The organism is Ralstonia mojiangensis, assembly GCF_023955645.1.
Classification (GTDB): Bacteria; Pseudomonadota; Gammaproteobacteria; order Burkholderiales; family Burkholderiaceae; genus Ralstonia; species Ralstonia mojiangensis.
Genome location: NZ_JAMXHU010000002.1, coordinates 466495 through 482892, shown reverse-complemented (window position 1 = coordinate 482892; position 16398 = coordinate 466495). Strand labels below are relative to the sequence as shown.

General features: G+C 57.2%; 12 protein-coding genes. 6 read left to right on the top strand and 6 right to left on the bottom strand.

The features are described from left to right. Nucleotides 1–11: 11 nt before the first annotated feature. Entirely contained in the window at nucleotides 12–1649 is a 1638-nt protein-coding gene (locus NG898_RS09025; protein WP_252692002.1) for a P-loop ATPase, Sll1717 family, read from the bottom strand. Nucleotides 1650–1846: 197 nt separating this feature from the next. On the opposite strand from NG898_RS09025, the gene NG898_RS09020 reads away from it, so the two are divergent. From NG898_RS09020 to NG898_RS09010, 3 genes are all read left to right on the top strand, one after another. Beyond that, complete coding sequence (locus NG898_RS09020) at nucleotides 1847–2152, top strand: hypothetical protein (protein WP_252692001.1); 306 nt, start codon at nucleotides 1847–1849, stop codon at nucleotides 2150–2152. Between the two features lie 257 nt (nucleotides 2153–2409). Further along, the gene (locus NG898_RS09015; protein WP_252692000.1) at nucleotides 2410–3099 is read left to right on the top strand and encodes a hypothetical protein; all 690 of its coding nucleotides are present in this window, start codon (nucleotides 2410–2412) and stop codon (nucleotides 3097–3099) included. Nucleotides 3100–4123: 1024 nt separating this feature from the next. Then, on the top strand, nucleotides 4124–4513 hold the full coding sequence (locus NG898_RS09010) for a hypothetical protein (RefSeq protein WP_252691999.1): 390 nt from the start codon (nucleotides 4124–4126) through the stop codon (nucleotides 4511–4513). Between the two features lie 549 nt (nucleotides 4514–5062). Here NG898_RS09010 and NG898_RS09005 read toward each other — a convergent pair. The 5 genes from NG898_RS09005 to NG898_RS08985 form a co-directional block, all read right to left on the bottom strand. Next, complete coding sequence (locus NG898_RS09005; protein WP_252691998.1) at nucleotides 5063–5638, bottom strand: hypothetical protein; 576 nt, start codon at nucleotides 5636–5638, stop codon at nucleotides 5063–5065. 108 nt (nucleotides 5639–5746) lie between these two features. Beyond that, nucleotides 5747–6685: a hypothetical protein gene (locus tag NG898_RS09000; RefSeq protein ID WP_252691997.1), complete on the bottom strand. Its 939-nt coding sequence runs from the start codon at nucleotides 6683–6685 to the stop codon at nucleotides 5747–5749. A 94-nt stretch (nucleotides 6686–6779) separates the two neighbouring features. Beyond that, nucleotides 6780–7124: a hypothetical protein gene (locus NG898_RS08995; RefSeq protein WP_252691996.1), complete on the bottom strand. Its 345-nt coding sequence runs from the start codon at nucleotides 7122–7124 to the stop codon at nucleotides 6780–6782. Nucleotides 7125–7241: 117 nt separating this feature from the next. Further along, nucleotides 7242–8111 carry an HAD domain-containing protein gene (locus NG898_RS08990; protein ID WP_252691995.1) on the bottom strand — a complete coding sequence of 290 codons (870 nt, stop codon included), beginning with the start codon at nucleotides 8109–8111 and terminating at the stop codon, nucleotides 7242–7244. Between the two features lie 149 nt (nucleotides 8112–8260). After that, nucleotides 8261–8824 carry a DUF6471 domain-containing protein gene (locus tag NG898_RS08985; RefSeq protein ID WP_252691994.1) on the bottom strand — a complete coding sequence of 188 codons (564 nt, stop codon included), beginning with the start codon at nucleotides 8822–8824 and terminating at the stop codon, nucleotides 8261–8263. Between the two features lie 2681 nt (nucleotides 8825–11505). On the opposite strand from NG898_RS08985, the gene NG898_RS08980 reads away from it, so the two are divergent. The 3 genes from NG898_RS08980 to NG898_RS08970 all read left to right on the top strand — a co-directional run bounded on the left by NG898_RS08980 (nucleotide 11506) and on the right by NG898_RS08970 (nucleotide 16347). Beyond that, the gene (locus NG898_RS08980; protein ID WP_252691993.1) at nucleotides 11506–12027 is read left to right on the top strand and encodes a PDDEXK family nuclease; all 522 of its coding nucleotides are present in this window, start codon (nucleotides 11506–11508) and stop codon (nucleotides 12025–12027) included. Then, nucleotides 12020–14284 (top strand): hypothetical protein, encoded by a 2265-nt coding sequence (locus NG898_RS08975; RefSeq protein WP_252691992.1) that lies wholly within the window; start codon nucleotides 12020–12022, stop codon nucleotides 14282–14284. Before NG898_RS08980 ends, NG898_RS08975 begins: the two co-directional genes overlap by 8 nt. A gap of 596 nt (nucleotides 14285–14880) precedes the next feature. Beyond that, nucleotides 14881–16347 carry an FAD-dependent monooxygenase gene (locus tag NG898_RS08970; RefSeq protein ID WP_252691991.1) on the top strand — a complete coding sequence of 489 codons (1467 nt, stop codon included), beginning with the start codon at nucleotides 14881–14883 and terminating at the stop codon, nucleotides 16345–16347. The last annotated feature ends 51 nt before the right edge of the window (nucleotides 16348–16398 follow it).

Genomic DNA, 16398 nt, shown 5'->3' with positions numbered 1-16398 from the left:
GGGGGTAAGCCCTAGTTTCCTTCCCTCGAGGGAGGCCGAATATCCAATGCTGGCCAGAACGCTGGATTAATGGCGAAGATAGCATCATCGCCGGCTCGGTCGACCCGGATTCGCAGAACCTTCTGGTCGTAGTTGACATCGAAGATGTAGTAGGTTCGCTCAGGCGTCTGGAGTCCAATGATGCCGTAATAGAGAAGGAACTCGAGCCTCTTCGCTGCGGGTTCTTCGTCTGTTTCACCATCTCGCAAGAGGGCGATAAGGTCTTGCTTCGGCATAGTTGCCGGCGCATCAATGAATCGATAGACAAGGTCTTGCGCTTGAGGAAGTACATCTGCGAGTTCTCTGTCCAGCTCCATCAGCAAGTCCTGTGAGTACGCTCGCAGTCCTTTCTCGATGTCAGAGTCCTCAATCTTCGCGTGGCCGAAGTTATTGGCGAAGCCGCGGCAATGGTTGAATACCTTAAGCAGATTGCGTGGCCGCATCAAGGAGCGGTCAATCATGTACGCCGACGTTTCTTCGCCGTTGAAGTGAGAAACACAGAGGCTTCGCCATGCTTGGTCGAAGCCCGTCTTGTCGGGCGATAGCTCCAAGGCGTTCACGAGGCGCAGTCGCAGCATTTCACGCAGCAGGTCGGGCTCGGTCCAGTCGAGAATCGCGCGCATCTCCTTGCCGTAGTCTGCGCTGCGTTGCATCAAGTGCTCGTATACGTCATTCCGTACGAATACGATGCAGCGGAAACGATGCCCAGCCTTCTGCATGTGTGACTCGATTTTGCGGCCCGCATCTATCAGGCACCGCAGAACTGCAGTGTCAATTTCATCGACGCCGCCGGTGCTCCATCCCTTGTCTAAGTTGTCGAAGAGAATCCAGACCGACTGTTTTTTCTCCAGGTAGTCTGAAATCTTTGTCCGCAGGCTTCGGATGTCGTGGTAGTACAAAAGACTTGTGACCTGGTCGTTGGTCAGTCGCTGACCAGGCTCGTCGGAATGCAATTGCTTAAACTTTGCGGTAATGCTCTGAGACAGCGCCAAGAGGCGTTCGGAGAAATCGCCTTCGTCAGAGAAATCGTCCGTCTTGTACGTTGCCTCAAGCTCTCGATAAAGCTCGTAGATTTCGTGGTTGTTCTTGTGCGTGACTCGGTCCTTCTCGAGCAGTTTGTAGGCGACCTCGAGAAGAATTAAGTACTCCCAGAACGCTGTGACAAGATGCTGGAGCGAGCCCTCACTGAGATACGTGAGCAACTCCTCTTTGAGCTTCAGGAGCTGAAACCCCTCCGGCTTCAAGTCTACGACGATATTTCGTTTGTCCGAGCGAGTACGGTCCCGAATCTGAAGGAATAGAGCAGTCTTGCCTGCGCCCTTCCGGCCGACGACCAGATTAACGTCTCCGTTGATAGTCCTGGTGTACTGGTCGGTCCGCAGATAGTAGTTGGCCAGAGTTGCCATCTCATTTTCGGCGGTTGGGTCTCCAACTCGCAGGTTCTGGAGAATCGTGGCGCCAGTCACGGGGGACGGGTCGACCATCTGCTGGTATTCGGTAATCTCCAGTGCCAGCTCGCTTACCATCTCGACGATGTCATCCGGGAAGCGATACGTCTTCACGTCGTCCCGGACATCGAGTGGAGCGTCATAACCTGCGGGCGCAAGCATCAGCAATGGGCAGCATACCAGCTTCGATTGCTTGGTCGTACGACCAGCGTGCCGCTCCCTCGTTCTAACTGCGACAGGGCACCGACCGCTTCCGGCCATTAGCAGTCGTTGAAGATGCATTCACGCAGACGTTCATCGATTTGATTGACATGCCACCTCCAAGCGCCCGCAGACGGCCTTTTCTGAGTGCACTAAAAATGACTGGAACAGTAATCCTCGCTAAGGGAAAGCACTTTGACGTAAGAACGATTGATTTCGAATGGATAGCAGAGTCACTTCGCTGGCGTGCAAAAAATTCCGAAGTTGCCAAGAAAGTCCTTCAGTCAATGGATGAGTTCGGTATGGATATGATTTGCGCTGATGAGTTGGGTTCAGAGGAGCTCATTGAATTCCATCGTCTCCTAGCTGATGTCCGCTCTGACCTTGTTGGTGAGAATGGTCTGGTAGATTTTCTTGAAAAGATATGTGAAGCCATTCAAGAGGACGAGAGGTTTTCTGGGTGATTTGTCAATGTATTGCAGAACTAAACAGAGACCAGCTATTCCAATGATGCCACCGGTGTGCATAAGGCGGAGACCGCTAGCCATGGTCCGCTGTCGGCCAGAGAGCTTTCAAGAGTTGGCGATGCGTTTTGACGTTTAAGCAGATTGCAGGCGGCAGCTACCGACCTTGTCCGTCCGGGCGCGTGACAGTGTCGGCAGAGTGCGGCCAGACGCTGCCGTCCAACATCCACGCATTCGCAAGGCGAGGAGCCCACAACGTGGCACACATCACTGAGATACTTCCGGACAACGTACCGTCGTTCTCGGACGAGCTTTTACGTTTCTTTGAGCAAGCGGCAGCGGCCGGGATGCACGAGCCCTCACTGCGCGCGCAGCACTTGCTTCGCTTGGAAGACGCAGTGCGCTGGACGCAGTCGGTCCATGGTCATCCCATCGTGGACGCGCTCGGTGGACTTGTCCTGGACGACATAGAAACGAGCAATCACCACTTCTATGTCGGTGCTGGGCCTCTCAAGGGTGCCGTGTTTTTTCTCTGTCACGATGGCGATAGCCGCATTGTGTACGCGTCCCTATCAGAGTTTCTCTTGGCTGCCATTCGTGCCAAAAACGAGGGGCAATGGCTTGAAGAGCAACATCCGCCCCGTTCACCAGTTGCCGCTGACCAGGCTGGCCTCAGCAAGTGGATGCGGCACCTGCTCACCTTAGACAACAGGGACGAGCTTGTACCGCCATTCGTGCCTTCGCTTGACCTGAGTGACAGCCTGTTGCTCCGCGACTTGGCCGGCGACGAGGACTTCTTCATTGCCGAATCAGTCGCGCTGGAAATCCGTGCTCGTCCAACCCTTCAGCTTACGGAGATTGCCGAACTGTGCGCTAAGCATAGGCATCCGCAGGCGTCAAAAGCCGGAAGCATGGCACTCGCCGCCATTCAAGCTCTACAGGTCTAAATCTGATGTCTCGACACACCTTAAGCGTTCTTCACAGTGGGCGGCTATGATTCCGAGCGACATGCCTGTTGAGACTGACACGCCGGAGACAGGGAGGGCGAGCGTGCTAGTGAGCTGGAAGCGCTGATTGTTCCAGAGCTGAAGAGGGGCGACGTAACTGCAGCGAGGGTGCTAGCCAAATTCGGACACGTCGGCGAATCAACAATCGTGTGTCTAGCAGAAGCGCTGACCTCTTCGGACTATGAACTGCGATATGAAGCGGCGAATGCGCTCATTCAATTGCAAGCCACGAACCACCCGGTTGTGACCCTGGCTTTGGAGCAGTCCGCAGTCGCTCAAGCAATTTGGACCAAGGTAAGCAATATAGCGAGTGGGTTGGCGCGTTAGCTTTGCGGCCAGGCTAACCGTCCCACTTTCTGTGTTTGACTTCAGAGGAGGATTCGGAGCGGAAACGGAACCTCGATTGCTTTCGTCTCCCTACCGATTTCGTGCGTCAGCTCGTCAATGGCTTCCACCACATCCGGCTTCTCCATAGCCACAGCCCTTTCCCGAACCGTCGATATGCAAAACGCAGTCGTAATTGGAGGCCGGTCTGCACCGTGCTTACGTCGTTCCTCGCAAGCGGCAACGGCATCGAATGCGGCTTTCATTTCTGGGTGTCGTGCCGCAATTGCAGAAATGCTGCGGTCCTCAGCGAGTCCACGTTGACGAGCATACGATGACCACTGAACGCACAGTGCAGAGAGTACGGCGACAACCGCGAGTAGCACGGTTGCGACCCATTTGAAGCCCCTCGTCATTCGTTTTCTTCCTTCTCTATGCCCGCCGCGAGTGGTTGCGAGCGGCTAGGGCGGCTACCAATCTAAATGATAGGTCCATTACCGGCCAAAAGTGGACGCCGACAGCCCCCGGCTATCGGGAATCCCCCCCGACGGTCAATTGCGGAAAGTCATGAGCTTATGGCAGTGTGGCTAGCCATCATTTCAGATTTACTGAAATCGCTTCCCCCCAAAAGCTACGACCAATGGCTTCTCTATCTCACATCGTTCGTACGGCGCAGTTCGCACTCAATGCGGTTTCCGATTCGTTCTCGCCACCCAAAGCAGCGACGTCAAGAACCGTTCGAATCAACGGGCTTGTGTGCATTGTTTTTGGTGCAATCTGTGTAGCCGCCTTCGGAGCTATGGTGCTGGTTCTCAATGCGAATCCAAGCATGCTTCTTTTTCCGTCGCTACTTGCATATGCGTTTTTTACAGTGGGTGGCTATCGCTTGATTCGCGGCAAAGAGCCGGAGCCAAGCCACAGTGCAGAGGTATCGCTGCCACGTATCCTTCTGGGCTGCATTTCCGTAGTCTTCTGTTTTGGTCTGCTCGTCGGCATGGGGTTCGTCGCAGACCTGTTGTTCCATCAATGAGTGAGTGGCCCGGGGGGGGGCTTCCCTGCATATATCCGGGAGTGATGCAATGGAATGGCTAGAACCATGGTCGTCTGCCCAGGACCTCGGCGACACTCTTCTTGACTCGTTTACGCGGGAGCTTCAATCGGAAGTGGCTCGCGGACATGTAATGTTTGGCTTGCCGACTCGACTAGTCGGGCGTGGCCAAGGTGATGACGTGCTCTTCGAAATCCTTGATGGCAGCGGCCGCGTCGCGGTCGTTCATCTGACATGGTCGAAGGCAGAGGAAGTGCCTCCATGGCCAGGGAGCACGGTCTATTCGAGCATGCAGGAATGGGCCCAAGAATGCATGCTACCTGAGCACGAGAAATGGAACGACTAGGTGCGGGCTGCGAGGCGATGCGTGCGAAGGTCCTGCCAGTCGATGCATGCAGCCGTTATCGGTACGTACCGTGTCAGCTTTGAACCGCGCACCCTCGCGCTATTGCAAAAGCGGGACACCTTTCGCTCTTGGGCGCGTTCGCCATTCGACGTATTTGCCAAGGTCGTCGTAAGTCCGGAGGTGCCTTAGGCAGCAGCGCTCCATTCGCGGAAGTGGTCGAATAGTCGAAACCCGACATAGTCTGTTTTCCGCTTATACAGCCAACGATAGTAGCAATCCCAGTAGCTAATCATCCGCTCCTGCGTTCGTTGAAAGAATCGTGGATTCTCCCGGAAGAACGCTCCGTAGGTGCTCGGATGCATAGAGGGCAAGTGCTCTTCGATGACGTTGAGAATTTCGACGACATACTCGCCGCAAAGCTGCGCAACGAAGGGCACTACCCACGGCTCAGACAGTGCGACGATTTGCGTGAGCTGGCGCTGACGCACGTAGCCATCAAGATGCCTTGTTAGCGCACACGCATACATGCGCGCTTGTACTTCGTTCAGGTATAAGGGAGGTGCTACATCAGCATTGTGATGAAGCCGATAAGGGATGTTGAGCAGTTCGCCCTGAACCATGAGACACAACCCAGGGTGAGCGGCACGGTCATTTCCAAGCAAGTTTGCGACGACGGCCGCTTCACGGCGTAGAGTTGCCGGAAAGGCTGTTAGCAACGTACTGTTTCGTTCAGCACTGGTGACTGGTCGATTGCTGGTCATATGTCATCGCGGACAGCCGAGGTACTGCTGCTATTCATGTCCATGAGCCTTGGTAGTCACGACCGAGGTCTTCTCGGGCGCAGCCTGCGTGGCGGTCCGTCCGCTAGACTAGCAGTCGTACACAAGGGGCAAAAGCACCAGCGGTTTCGCAATGGCACGGCTGACCGTGGCACCCAACTCATCCAGGTCGTCTGCACCGCTAGCACTACAAATCGTAATTGTCTTGGTCTGCTGGTCAGCATAGTCGCAACGACATTGCACACGCAGGTATGACCCGCCCGGACCTTTTGCCGGTAGTACACGTACGACCTGAAGCTGAATGACAGCTTCCATAGGGACAAAGTACAGCTCCCGGCCATAGAAGATGAATGCTGTTCGGTCGGAAGAACATCCTATCCACCCACTGCGATGGCCGAAGGCTGCGTCGGGCAATCGAGTGAACTCCAACTCGTACTGCAGGCCTGACCGAGGGAATGAAGATGCCGCTCCCAACCATTCCTCGCAAATTCTGGCCACCGGCTCGAAAGCCATGAGTTGAGCTATTTCTGTTTCACTAGGCCATGGACGAAATCCCGTCGTGATGCCAATCCAGCATCCTGCCCTGAGCCTGGGCTCTTTCTCGTAAGCGGGATTGAGCGTTGGCCCTTGTTGCATTTCGGGCGGCCATACATGCAACTCGACGGACGCTGCCCCGTAGACCCACCGGTGCCCAAGAGAGTTGGAGGTTCTCAGTGCCGTTCCCTCCCCGAGGAAAGGCTGCAACTGGTCAACATTGCTTCGAAGATTCTCGGCAGCGTTGTCGCTGACGTACGATACCCCCGCGAATTCGGTGGCCGGTTCGTTGGGCGAGAACTGCGGGGAGACTTGAGCTGAAAGCGGCCAAAGTAATCCCTTCACGAACGGGCGCGGAGTCTCAATCTCAATCACGTCCCGGCCATAGGCAGCGTGTGGCCGGACGCCGTATCGCTTAACAAGATACGAACGAGGAAGGAGCCATTGCAGGCCAATCTCGCTAAGATAAAGCTGAATCAGGTTGGGACCTGTCATTTGGTTTGGCATCGGCTAGTTGGACATGACAGGATAGCGAATGACGGTGCGCGGCTCTATGCATCGCACAACGTGCTTTGCTCGTTGCGGCGGACTACCAGCCAAGAAGCTGGCGGGTTCGTTTTGTGACCCAATCCAGTTCGGCCTCTGAGAACTCCCACTCACCACTCTGCACTTTCAGTGCGAACCCCTTACGCACGTTTGCTAGGCAGCGCTCTTGAGTCAATGCTGGATTCTCGGCAATCTTGCGCATGCAGTAGGGGGCGCACTGTTGCGCCAAGTCTTCACAGCATTCATATCGCTCACGCCATTCTTCATCGGTGAGCCCCGAGACGTACTGGCCGTTGACCCGGCGCACCAAGAGTTTCGGCTGTCCGCCTGGTACGGAGCCCAGTGATGCATCGCGTGGAAAGTTGGCGGGTATCAGTCGATTCGACATTACGCTCTTCCTGTGCCGAGAATCGCTGCCGCGATACCTCCAGCGTGCCGCACGTCCTTTTTGGCTCGGACGCGTGCGCTGCTTCTGACGCGTCGAGGTGTGCAGCGAAGTGATTGGCTACATGTGGTCGCCTTTGTGTGTGCTTGCCAACCAGTCTCGAATGCGCTGTTGGGCGCCGTCATCGCTGATGCCGCGCGCCGAATCCAAAAGTAGGAAGTGGTCCACCAACTCGCCGGGTACCAGCCCAACGTGGTCGGCTCCGTAAACCGAGTCGTCAATCGCCAACCAATTCTTCAGGCCTTTGTCGTACGCATAGCTGGTGATGATGTAGGTCCTCTCGGTGCCGTCCAAGACGTAACTCAGCCGGGGCTTCACTGCCCGCGTCGTGGCTACCACACGCCGTGCCAGGCTCGTCGGCAAATACGAGGCGACCTGTTCAGTGGAGAGTCTCTGCAGCCACGAGGTCGTGAGCACAATCTCCACCTCTGGGTATGGCTCCAGTAGGTCTGCGAGCAACGGAGCAAATTCGAGCAGTGGTCTGCCCGAATCCAAGCTCACTTGGCCCGAGGTCGTGTCGAGGAGCGCATGCCCTACATGCAGTGTGCCGTCGTAGTCCACGAACAAAGTCGGCGTGGTTGAATGGACCGTCGACGATGCCCCTGGTCGGCGGATGCCCCCGGCGGCCGCACCTGGAATGCAGCGCCATTCCACTGTGTGCCCTAGCGTGCGAAGCAGCGCATCAGCTTCTGTTCGAGGCATGACCAACATGGCCAAGCCGAGTCCATCAAGGACTTTGAAAAGACTGTTGGTTCCAGTCAGTCGGCCATTCTCAAGCCGCGAAAGCGTGGAGGTGGAAACGCCACAGGCATGGGCCGTATCGTCGAGCCGCAAGTGGCAACCTGCGCGCCGGCTGCGCACGACCTGTCCCAGCGCTTGCGGGTTCCTCGTCAGCGGATTGAGAGCGATACTCGGGACTTCCTGTGCCATGGCACTTAGCTTCCCGTATGGCGTTAGCGCTGAAAATTACTTGCTTGTATGGGCAGGAAAGGCTCAGTGGTCCAGCGTTCAAATCTAGACAAATGTCACACAAAAGAAAGCTAGGTCGGTCTGCTCAAAATAGCAAGGCCGAACGGCGCTCAACCTTGGTGTGCGGCCATGCACTGTTCAACTGTGGCAGCGAGGACCTCGAAGTCTACATAGCTGTCCAGGCTGGTGCTTCCAATTACGGCGAGGCACTGGACAAATAGCGAGAGCGGAAGCGTGCCAGAGGAAAAGTGGGCGACTAATGTCTTCTCCGTGGTTCTAGTCCCCAGGCGAGCAAGCTGGTCAACCAGCTCGCGGGGGGTGACCAACGGTCGTTGTGATAGCTCGGCCGCCAGAACCGCTTGTGCCTTGCTTTCCCAGGTCTCTGGCGTGCCTAGCGCCGGCAGCCACAGTCGTGGAGGGCGCCCACCAGTGAGGTGAATAGCCTGCAGCAGCAGGGTGAACTTGATGGTCCCGCGCGATACGCGCGAGATAAGCGACCGTTCGGTTTCTTCAACGCCTTCGTTGGATAAGGCGGCGGCCAGTTGAGCGTAGCTCCAATCTCCACGCGCGAGTGCTACTCGAATGACTCGAGAGGCCAAGCTAGCCCATGGCGTTTGTTCTTCGCTCAAACGATTTCCTTGTTTTTTGCTCGCGCAGGCATACAGTATTTCCACGACAAATGTAGAGATATTGGACGCGAGGCGGACCGGAGTAGATGGGGCTCAGTCGACAGATATGCGAGGGATTGTAGTGACCGCGATGTGCGGTGACTAGCTCTCTGCAACTGGGAATTTTTTGGTGGCGCTGGGCAATGCGCGCCCGGCGTGGTGGGCTGTGAGCTAGGGCTGGCGTTGCGCTGACCGATGGGGTGATGACTTGCGCTGATTGTGCGCTATCAAGTACCATCTCCGCCCTTGTGGGTGCGTTCGCTCAATGAGTTGACGCAATCCCCCGCAGCTTATGCACATAGTATAGCGAGAAACGCCGCTTTTTGCAACTTATCCCGCCACAGCGCAACGAGGAGCCAGTCACGAACAAGTAGCCGAAACTCGCGCAATAAAAAAGGCCGGGGGTCCAGCCCCGGCCTTCTGCTCGCGCATCCCGAAGGACGCTTACGCGAACACGCGCGCGTATGGTGCCAACAGGGATGCGTGTTGTCAACCCCTGCGCGCTCGCTATGCGAAGGCATGTCGGGCGCTGGAACACCATATGTCGACGACTCTCAACGCCGTCGCGGTCCACTGCTGCCTGAACGGCCGTGGTCCCCGCTCAATGCCAGACCAATCGCGGCTCCTTCTGCCTGGCGCGGCCAACCCTCCGTATCCATCTCATCGTCCCCTTACAGCCTCGTTCCCTGGGCGCCCGCGTTGCCTTGCGGGTAAGTCCGCAACGCAACGGCAAGCGTTTTGGTCACGCAGCCAGCGGGGAGCGTGACATGGTCGACATCTATCGGAACCACGACGGCGTGCTGACCCCAAGCAGGGTGTCGTACTCCGACGGAAGTGAGGGGCAACTGCTGGTCCCTGCGTTGGCCATGCCCTCCTCGAGTACGACCAGCTCTGGAGTTGAGGGCCTTACGCTGCCGACGCCCAAGCATGGAAGGTCTGGCGGTGAAATCGTGTCGACCGTGCCTTGGTCACTGTGTGCTCGTGCTCTCCTTGCGAGCACAGGCCATGCCGCGCGTCGCATTGGCGCCTCTATTTCACGCGTTCCTTGACCACGAAGCTGCGGACGGTCTGAAGAGTCTGCTCAGAACTGGTGAAACTGCATTTTCGTTTAGCCCAAGAATGCTCTTCATGCATGGGCGGCCGTTATGGGGTGTGGCGTACTGTCGTCAGTGCGTGAAAGACAATGAAGAGAGCGCCGGTACTCCCATCGTTGAGCGGACACATCTGCTGCTGAGTTTGTCTGTCTGCCACCGACATCGTGAACCGCTGCTGGGGCCGTGTGGAGCATGCGCTTGGCGCCGTCGGAACTCCACATTGCTGTTCTCGAGCTTGAAGACTTGCTTGTGTGGGCAGCCATTGCGCGCACGTAACGAAGGGCTTGGCGACCCAGAGTGCGAGAAGGACTTCAAGCTGGGGCGGGTGGCTAGAGCTCTCCTCGAGAACGATATGGAAAGACCGATTGGGAGGGAGCTGGCCGTTCGGATGCAAAAGAAGGCTGCGGCGCTCGGTCTTCTACGATTCAAGGATAGGGCTCGCTTGTTGCGTGAATTTATGTGTGATACCTGGGGGGCTCATTTTGTCAGCCGACACGGTATCCATATCCCAGATAGGAGTTCCATCTATCGCCAACTTCAAATCGCGGCGCCCGTGCGAAATCCGATGACGGGCGTCGCGCTGGTGCTTGCTCTACTGGGTGAAGGGTTTAACTTGGGGGCACAGCAAGACGCAGTAACCGACGAAGCCCGGTTGTCGTCCTCATTCGAGAAAGGGGCGGGTGCTGGCGAGGCGGAAGCTGACAAGAATAGTTTTGTGCAATTGGGAGGGAGGAAATTTAGCGCATCTGAGTTCAAAAGCCATTGCCGAAACATTCTTGCAGCAGAAATGCAGCGCTTCCCTGGCGCATCAAGGAGCGCTGTTTTGGAGCGACTCCCACAGCAGGCGCAAAAGTGGCTTCGAACGTGTGATGCTGAGTACCTTAACGGTACGCTTCCAAGGGCATACGATTCGAATCGTGGTAGCGTCAGAAGCGCGGCTAGGTGGCGGGACTTCGACGCTTCTTTGGCGAAGCACATGCGCCAACAGCATAAAGCTCTCTCGTCTGCGCAGCACAACAGGCCGTTTCGTATTGCTGTAACGCTACTTGTCGCCGGTCATCCACGCGCTAAAAACCTACGATGGAAAGACGACCCCATCCCGCAAGCTAGGGCGGCGCGCCTCGAGCTTGAAGAAACACCACCACAGTTCCGTCAAAGGGTCTTGTGTCGAATGTGGGTGTTGAATGGTCGCTTCGGAAGCGCTAGCGAGGCTATGGAGCAAATACACCCTCTCAGCGACGACGAGGTCATGGGCGCTTTACGCAACCAGGGCCCGCGGAAGGCGGCTGCACAGCTAGTGAGGACACGATGAGGCTTCGAGAGTTGATGGCAATTCCGGGGCATTTGTGCTGGCCGCTGGGCATTCCATCGGTAGACCCTTGGGAAGTTGATGCCGGTAGGGGATACCGGCCGTTTCTCCGTGCGCGGGATGTGACGGGCCAAAGAAGTATTGCGAGCGATAACCCTTTCAGCAAGCACGGAAATGCTTCGGTTCCAGCTCACTCTGCGCAAGAGCAACGCATACAGCTAGCGTGCTTCTTCTGCCCGCATGTCCTGGACATACGCTCGCAGTACTACTACTGCGACGAGGAGATGGACCAGCGCATCCTGAACGGATACATCCCGGTGCGCAACAAGCTTCCCACTTTGGATTTGATGCTGACCATCAAATGTCCATCGACAAAGCGCATCGTCTATCACGCCATCAACGTAAAGCCAGCGGGTCGGCAGAAGGATAAGGACGTCCAGATGCGCATCACGCGCGACTTAAGGTTCTGCAACCGCTTAGGGTTCAGCTACGAGATGCTGAGCAAGGAGGATTTTCCGGATGTCGAGCTGGGTAATCACTGGGCACTGTTCAGCCAACTGCGGTATCAGAACCTGGATGCCATCCACGTTTTGGCCAAGGAGTTCGCGCGCCTTCTCAACGGGTCAACCGCAGGTGGTACGGCGGACAGAGTTCTCGGTATGGTCGGGCGTCGCTATGGGGTAAACCTTGCCGACAGCTATCGACTCTTTGCTGCCGCAACGTTTTTTGGCTTCGTCCGATTGGATATGAACTATGTGTTCGCACCGCACATGGAACTGATGCTTCTGCGAGGTCGCGATGTCTGAGGAAGTCTTGTTGCCCGAGGAGCGTCGGACATCCGTCGTTGAATATCGCCCCTATCCACGAGGGGCGCTTCTGAAAATGTCGGAGGGCCGTGGAAAGTTTAGTTATTGGCGCTATCTGGGTTATTGGGAAGAAACCGACCAGATATTCATGCTGGCTGTAACGCCGGGGGCGTCTCCAAAGAATAGCAAGCTGCCGAAGGCATGGATGCGTTCCAAGCTGGCACCCAGGTTCGGCGTCGATGTCGTTCGAGTACACGATTGCGTGCGATTCGACTTCATGGACACACCGCTCGAGAAACTGACCTACGAAAAGGCCCAGCAAAGGCGGGGCGACATCATCAGCAGGTTCGCTCCGATACGGCACCTTGTGAATGATGCGAACTTCATGGCAGTGGTCGCCAACAAGAAGGACAGAGCTGCCCTAGTCAAGAAGGCGGTCAAGAACAGTGGTGTCGATGAGTCAACGCTGCGTCACCACCTCACCGTCTTCTGGTGGTTCGGGTGCGACAAGACAGCGATGATTCCGTTACACGAGAGAAAGGGCGGGGCTGGAAAGAAGCGTGGTGAGTTTGGCAGGAAAAAAACGGGGCCGCGACCGGCGGCCTACTTGGAGTCGGGAGCCAAGATTGACCTTGGCGTGCAGCGCAACCCACTGCTTGTGCGCAAGATTCATCAGGCAATCGACGAGTACGTAATCAAGAAGGACCTGTCCTACAACCAGGCATGGGAGAGGTATCGCGACGATGATTGTGTCGCCAGTACCAGCATCGATGGAGTAATAGTCCATTCCCGGGATGCACGACGAGCAGCAAGCTTTTATCAGTTCTACCGCATAGGCAAGGAGTACCTGGACAACGACGCGAAGCGCAAAGCAAAAGTTGGGGAGGACGACGCACGCGACAAGCTTACCGCGCGAAATGGCCATGCAACGGACATCCTAGACCACTCCAAACAAGTGCTGATTCTCGACGGCACAGGCTTGCCTGTCTATCTTGTAAGGGACACAGATACCTTCGTTCCAATAGGTAGAGCTACGGGTTTATTTGGAATTTGTTGCGCAAGCGGCGCTTTGGTCGGCCAATACATTTGGCCTAATGCTGAAAGTGCCGATGCATATCGCTATTGCATCTTCAATGCGTTGAGCGATAAGAAGCAACTCGCGGAGGATTATGGCCTCGTATCCTCCGAAGGCCTGCCGCGGGGAGATTGGGACGCTGTATTTGTAGACCGCGGTCCCGCCATTAGCGAGCCCTTTAAAGAAACCATCGTGGCCTCCCTGCGTATGTCGAGGGAGCTCGCGGAATCCTATCGGGGACAGGCAAAGGGGCCAATCGAAAGCTACCATGCTTTCTTGGAAAACGAAATTCGAGAGCTGCCAGGGGCTTACACAAGGCGCGTGCGAACACGAGATAAGAAGAAGCGTGATGAGGCTGCTGGCCTCGCCGTCCTTACCTTGGAAGAGCTTCGCAAATGTGCAATATTGGCCCAAGAGAAGTTCAATCTGTACTCGGATGCGACTTTGTATTACACATCGGAGATGCGAGATGCAAAAATCCCATTGAACAGGGCGGAAATCTTGGGGTACTTGCAAGGGTGGCGGCGAGGCGACGCCGCGACTCATTGGAGTGAAGAAGAACTGCTTCTAAGGCTTCTGCCCTTCGTGCAACGAAAAAACCAAGAGGGCTACGTAAAAATTGGTTCATCGACGTACTATTCCGATGCGCTAAAGGAGACATGGGAAAACACGCCGAAGCTGATGCAGCGGGGAAAAATCATCAATCCGACCGTATATGTCTGCCAGCTTCCCGGTACCACGAATATGATTGTGTGGAGAAAAAGCGATGGAAGTTTCGATTATCCTCGAATATCGAAGCGGGACTTCAGGCGTTACGGTGATTTCACTCCCCAGTATCAAAGGCTTGTTGCCCGTCCGATAGACATCGCGAGGGCTCAGAAGAACAAGCGCAAGCGCAATGGAAACGGGAAGGTTCGCCGAGAGCAACTGGCTAATCTGGAGGCGCACGCGGCCCGGCGGCAGAAGAAAAAATTGCCTCTGGCTGCTATGACTGGGATGCGAGAGAACAGGAGTCAGGCAATCGCGGAGTCGAACCAACAACTTGGTCGGAGAATGCTGAGGACGCTGAACCAGCATGAGTCGCCTAGCAACGTCCCGGACGCGTTCAACTTGGCTGCGGACCAAGTCTATGAACAGGCTGACGACATGTTGGACCTGTTTGACAAGAGCTTCGAAGGCTAGCGTTGCACGTGCAATCTCAGTGCGGCGCGCTTGGTTGCCGTCTCGGCAGTGGATGAGGTTGAGAAGGTGTGCTGCCTCGCCGGCGGTTGTAGAGCGGCGAGGTGGCCCTGCGCTGGTTCGATTGATGCCACTGACTCCGAAAACCCTTTTAGAACAAGAGATTGGGAGAAAGGTGGGCGTATGTATTGCAACAGCGTGACGCCAAAAATTGTCTTGGGGCTGCCCCCCTCGTTGTGCAAAAAAAAACGATGCGTTGCGGGGCCGGGAGGCAGCTAAGACATTGATTTCCAACGACTCTGTTTGGCTGTTGGGGACAAGTAATGCAGAAATTGGCTGCTTTTGTTGCCTCAGTTCAACAGAAAAGGCCGTCCTTCGGGACGGCCTTTTTTCGTGGTGTGCGCTTCGCCAAACAAGCATTCGCTCCACCGTTGCCTCAAGTATACCGCGGCCCCTGGGGCTTGCGGGAAGCCCCGGCGGGCGCAGTAGCATCGCCACCCATCTTGAAACCGACCGAAAGGAGGGTGAGACATGCGTGTGATGTCTTCGACGTTTGGAGCACGGGGCCGTGCCGTGGTGGTGCCGACAGGAGGTGCGAAATGAGCGCGCATGCGGTGGTGATTGCCGGCGGTGGGCCGACGGGGCTCATGCTGGCGGCTGAACTGGCGCTGGCCGGCATTGACGTCGCCATTGTCGAGCGCCGTGCCAACCAGGATGTGGTTGGCGTGCGCGCACTCGGGCTGCACGCGCGTTCCATCGAGGTGCTCGACCAGCGCGGTGTGGCCGAGCGATTTGTCTCGCAGGGCAAGACCTATCCGGTCGTGCACTTCGGCGAGAACCCGTTGGACATCAGCGACTTTCCTACCCGGCACAACTATGTGCTCGGCCTGTGGCAGCACCACACCGAGCGCCTCCTCGCGCAGTGGGTCGACGAGCTTGGCGTGCGGTTCTATCGCGAGCGCGAGGTGGCCGGCTTCTTGCAAGACGACAGCGGCGTCGATGTCACGTTGTCCGACGGAGAGGTGCTGCGCGCGCAATACCTCGTCGGCTGCGATGGCGGGCGCAGCACGGTCCGCAAGGCTGCCGGTATTGAGTTTGCCGGCTGGGACGCAACGACGAGTTGGCTGATCGCCGAGGTGCACACCACGCAGACGCCTCCGCCCTTTGGCTTCAAGTACGACGCCATCGGCAGGCACGCCGTCGCGCCCATGGAAGATGGCAAATGTGTCCGCGTGGTGCTGACGGAGCGGCAACTCGGCACCGACAACGCGCCCACGCTGGCAGACCTGAGCGAGGCGCTGATCGCCGTCTATGGCACCGACTTTGGCGCGCATCGCCCGAACTGGATCTCGCGCTTTTCCGATATGGCCCGTCAGGCCGTGGCCTACCGAGACAGACGCGTGCTGCTCGCAGGCGACGCCGCGCATGTGCATCCGCCCATGGGCGGGCAGGGCCTGAACATGGGCATGCAGGATGCCGTGAATCTGGGCTGGAAGCTTGCCGCGGTCATCAAACGGACGGCGCCCGAAAGCCTGCTCGACAGCTACCACGCGGAGCGTCATCCTGTTGCCGCCCGCACGTTGCGCAATACGCTCGCGCAGGTGGTGTTGCTCCGCCAGGACGAGCGCTCCAAGGCGCTGAGCGAGATCACGTCCGAGTTGTTCCGCATGGACGAACCACGCAGGCGGCTCGTTGGGATGGTCTCCGCGCTCGACGTTCACTACGACATGGGCGATGGCCATCCGCTGCTCGGCCGCCGTATGCCCGATCTTGACCTGGACACCGCCGATGGCCCGGTGCGCGTTTTCCACTTGCTGCACGAGGCCCGTGCGGTGCTGCTCAACTTCGGCTCGAACGAAGCATTCGACATTGCGCCATGGGGCGATCGCGTGCGACGTGTCGACGCGCGCTATGCAGGAACCTGGTCGCTGCCGGTGATCGGCACGGTGCCCGCACCCGCCGCGGTGCTGATCCGGCCTGACGGCCATGTGGCGTGGGTCGGTGACGGAACGGCGCAAGGGCTGCAGGAGGCGTTGCGGCGGTGGTTCGGCTCGGCGGCAGGCTGACAGATGCCCCGCTGCCGACATGGCCGGGTGGAGGGCGGCGTCTATCCAGGT

What these genes read in the sequence shown, in the direction of transcription:
- NG898_RS09025 (WP_252692002.1), bottom strand. Translation starts at nt 1,649, where the DNA reads ATGCTTGCGCCCGCAGGTTATGACGCTCCACTCGATGTCCGGGACGAC.
- NG898_RS09020 (WP_252692001.1), top strand. Translation starts at nt 1,847, where the DNA reads ATGACTGGAACAGTAATCCTCGCTAAGGGAAAGCACTTTGACGTAAGA.
- NG898_RS09010 (WP_252691999.1), top strand. Translation starts at nt 4,124, where the DNA reads ATGGCTTCTCTATCTCACATCGTTCGTACGGCGCAGTTCGCACTCAAT.
- NG898_RS09005 (WP_252691998.1), bottom strand. Translation starts at nt 5,638, where the DNA reads ATGACCAGCAATCGACCAGTCACCAGTGCTGAACGAAACAGTACGTTG.
- NG898_RS09000 (WP_252691997.1), bottom strand. Translation starts at nt 6,685, where the DNA reads ATGACAGGTCCCAACCTGATTCAGCTTTATCTTAGCGAGATTGGCCTG.
- NG898_RS08995 (WP_252691996.1), bottom strand. Translation starts at nt 7,124, where the DNA reads ATGTCGAATCGACTGATACCCGCCAACTTTCCACGCGATGCATCACTG.
- NG898_RS08990 (WP_252691995.1), bottom strand. Translation starts at nt 8,111, where the DNA reads ATGGCACAGGAAGTCCCGAGTATCGCTCTCAATCCGCTGACGAGGAAC.
- NG898_RS08980 (WP_252691993.1), top strand. Translation starts at nt 11,506, where the DNA reads ATGGACCAGCGCATCCTGAACGGATACATCCCGGTGCGCAACAAGCTT.
- NG898_RS08975 (WP_252691992.1), top strand. Translation starts at nt 12,020, where the DNA reads ATGTCTGAGGAAGTCTTGTTGCCCGAGGAGCGTCGGACATCCGTCGTT.
- NG898_RS08970 (WP_252691991.1), top strand. Translation starts at nt 14,881, where the DNA reads ATGAGCGCGCATGCGGTGGTGATTGCCGGCGGTGGGCCGACGGGGCTC.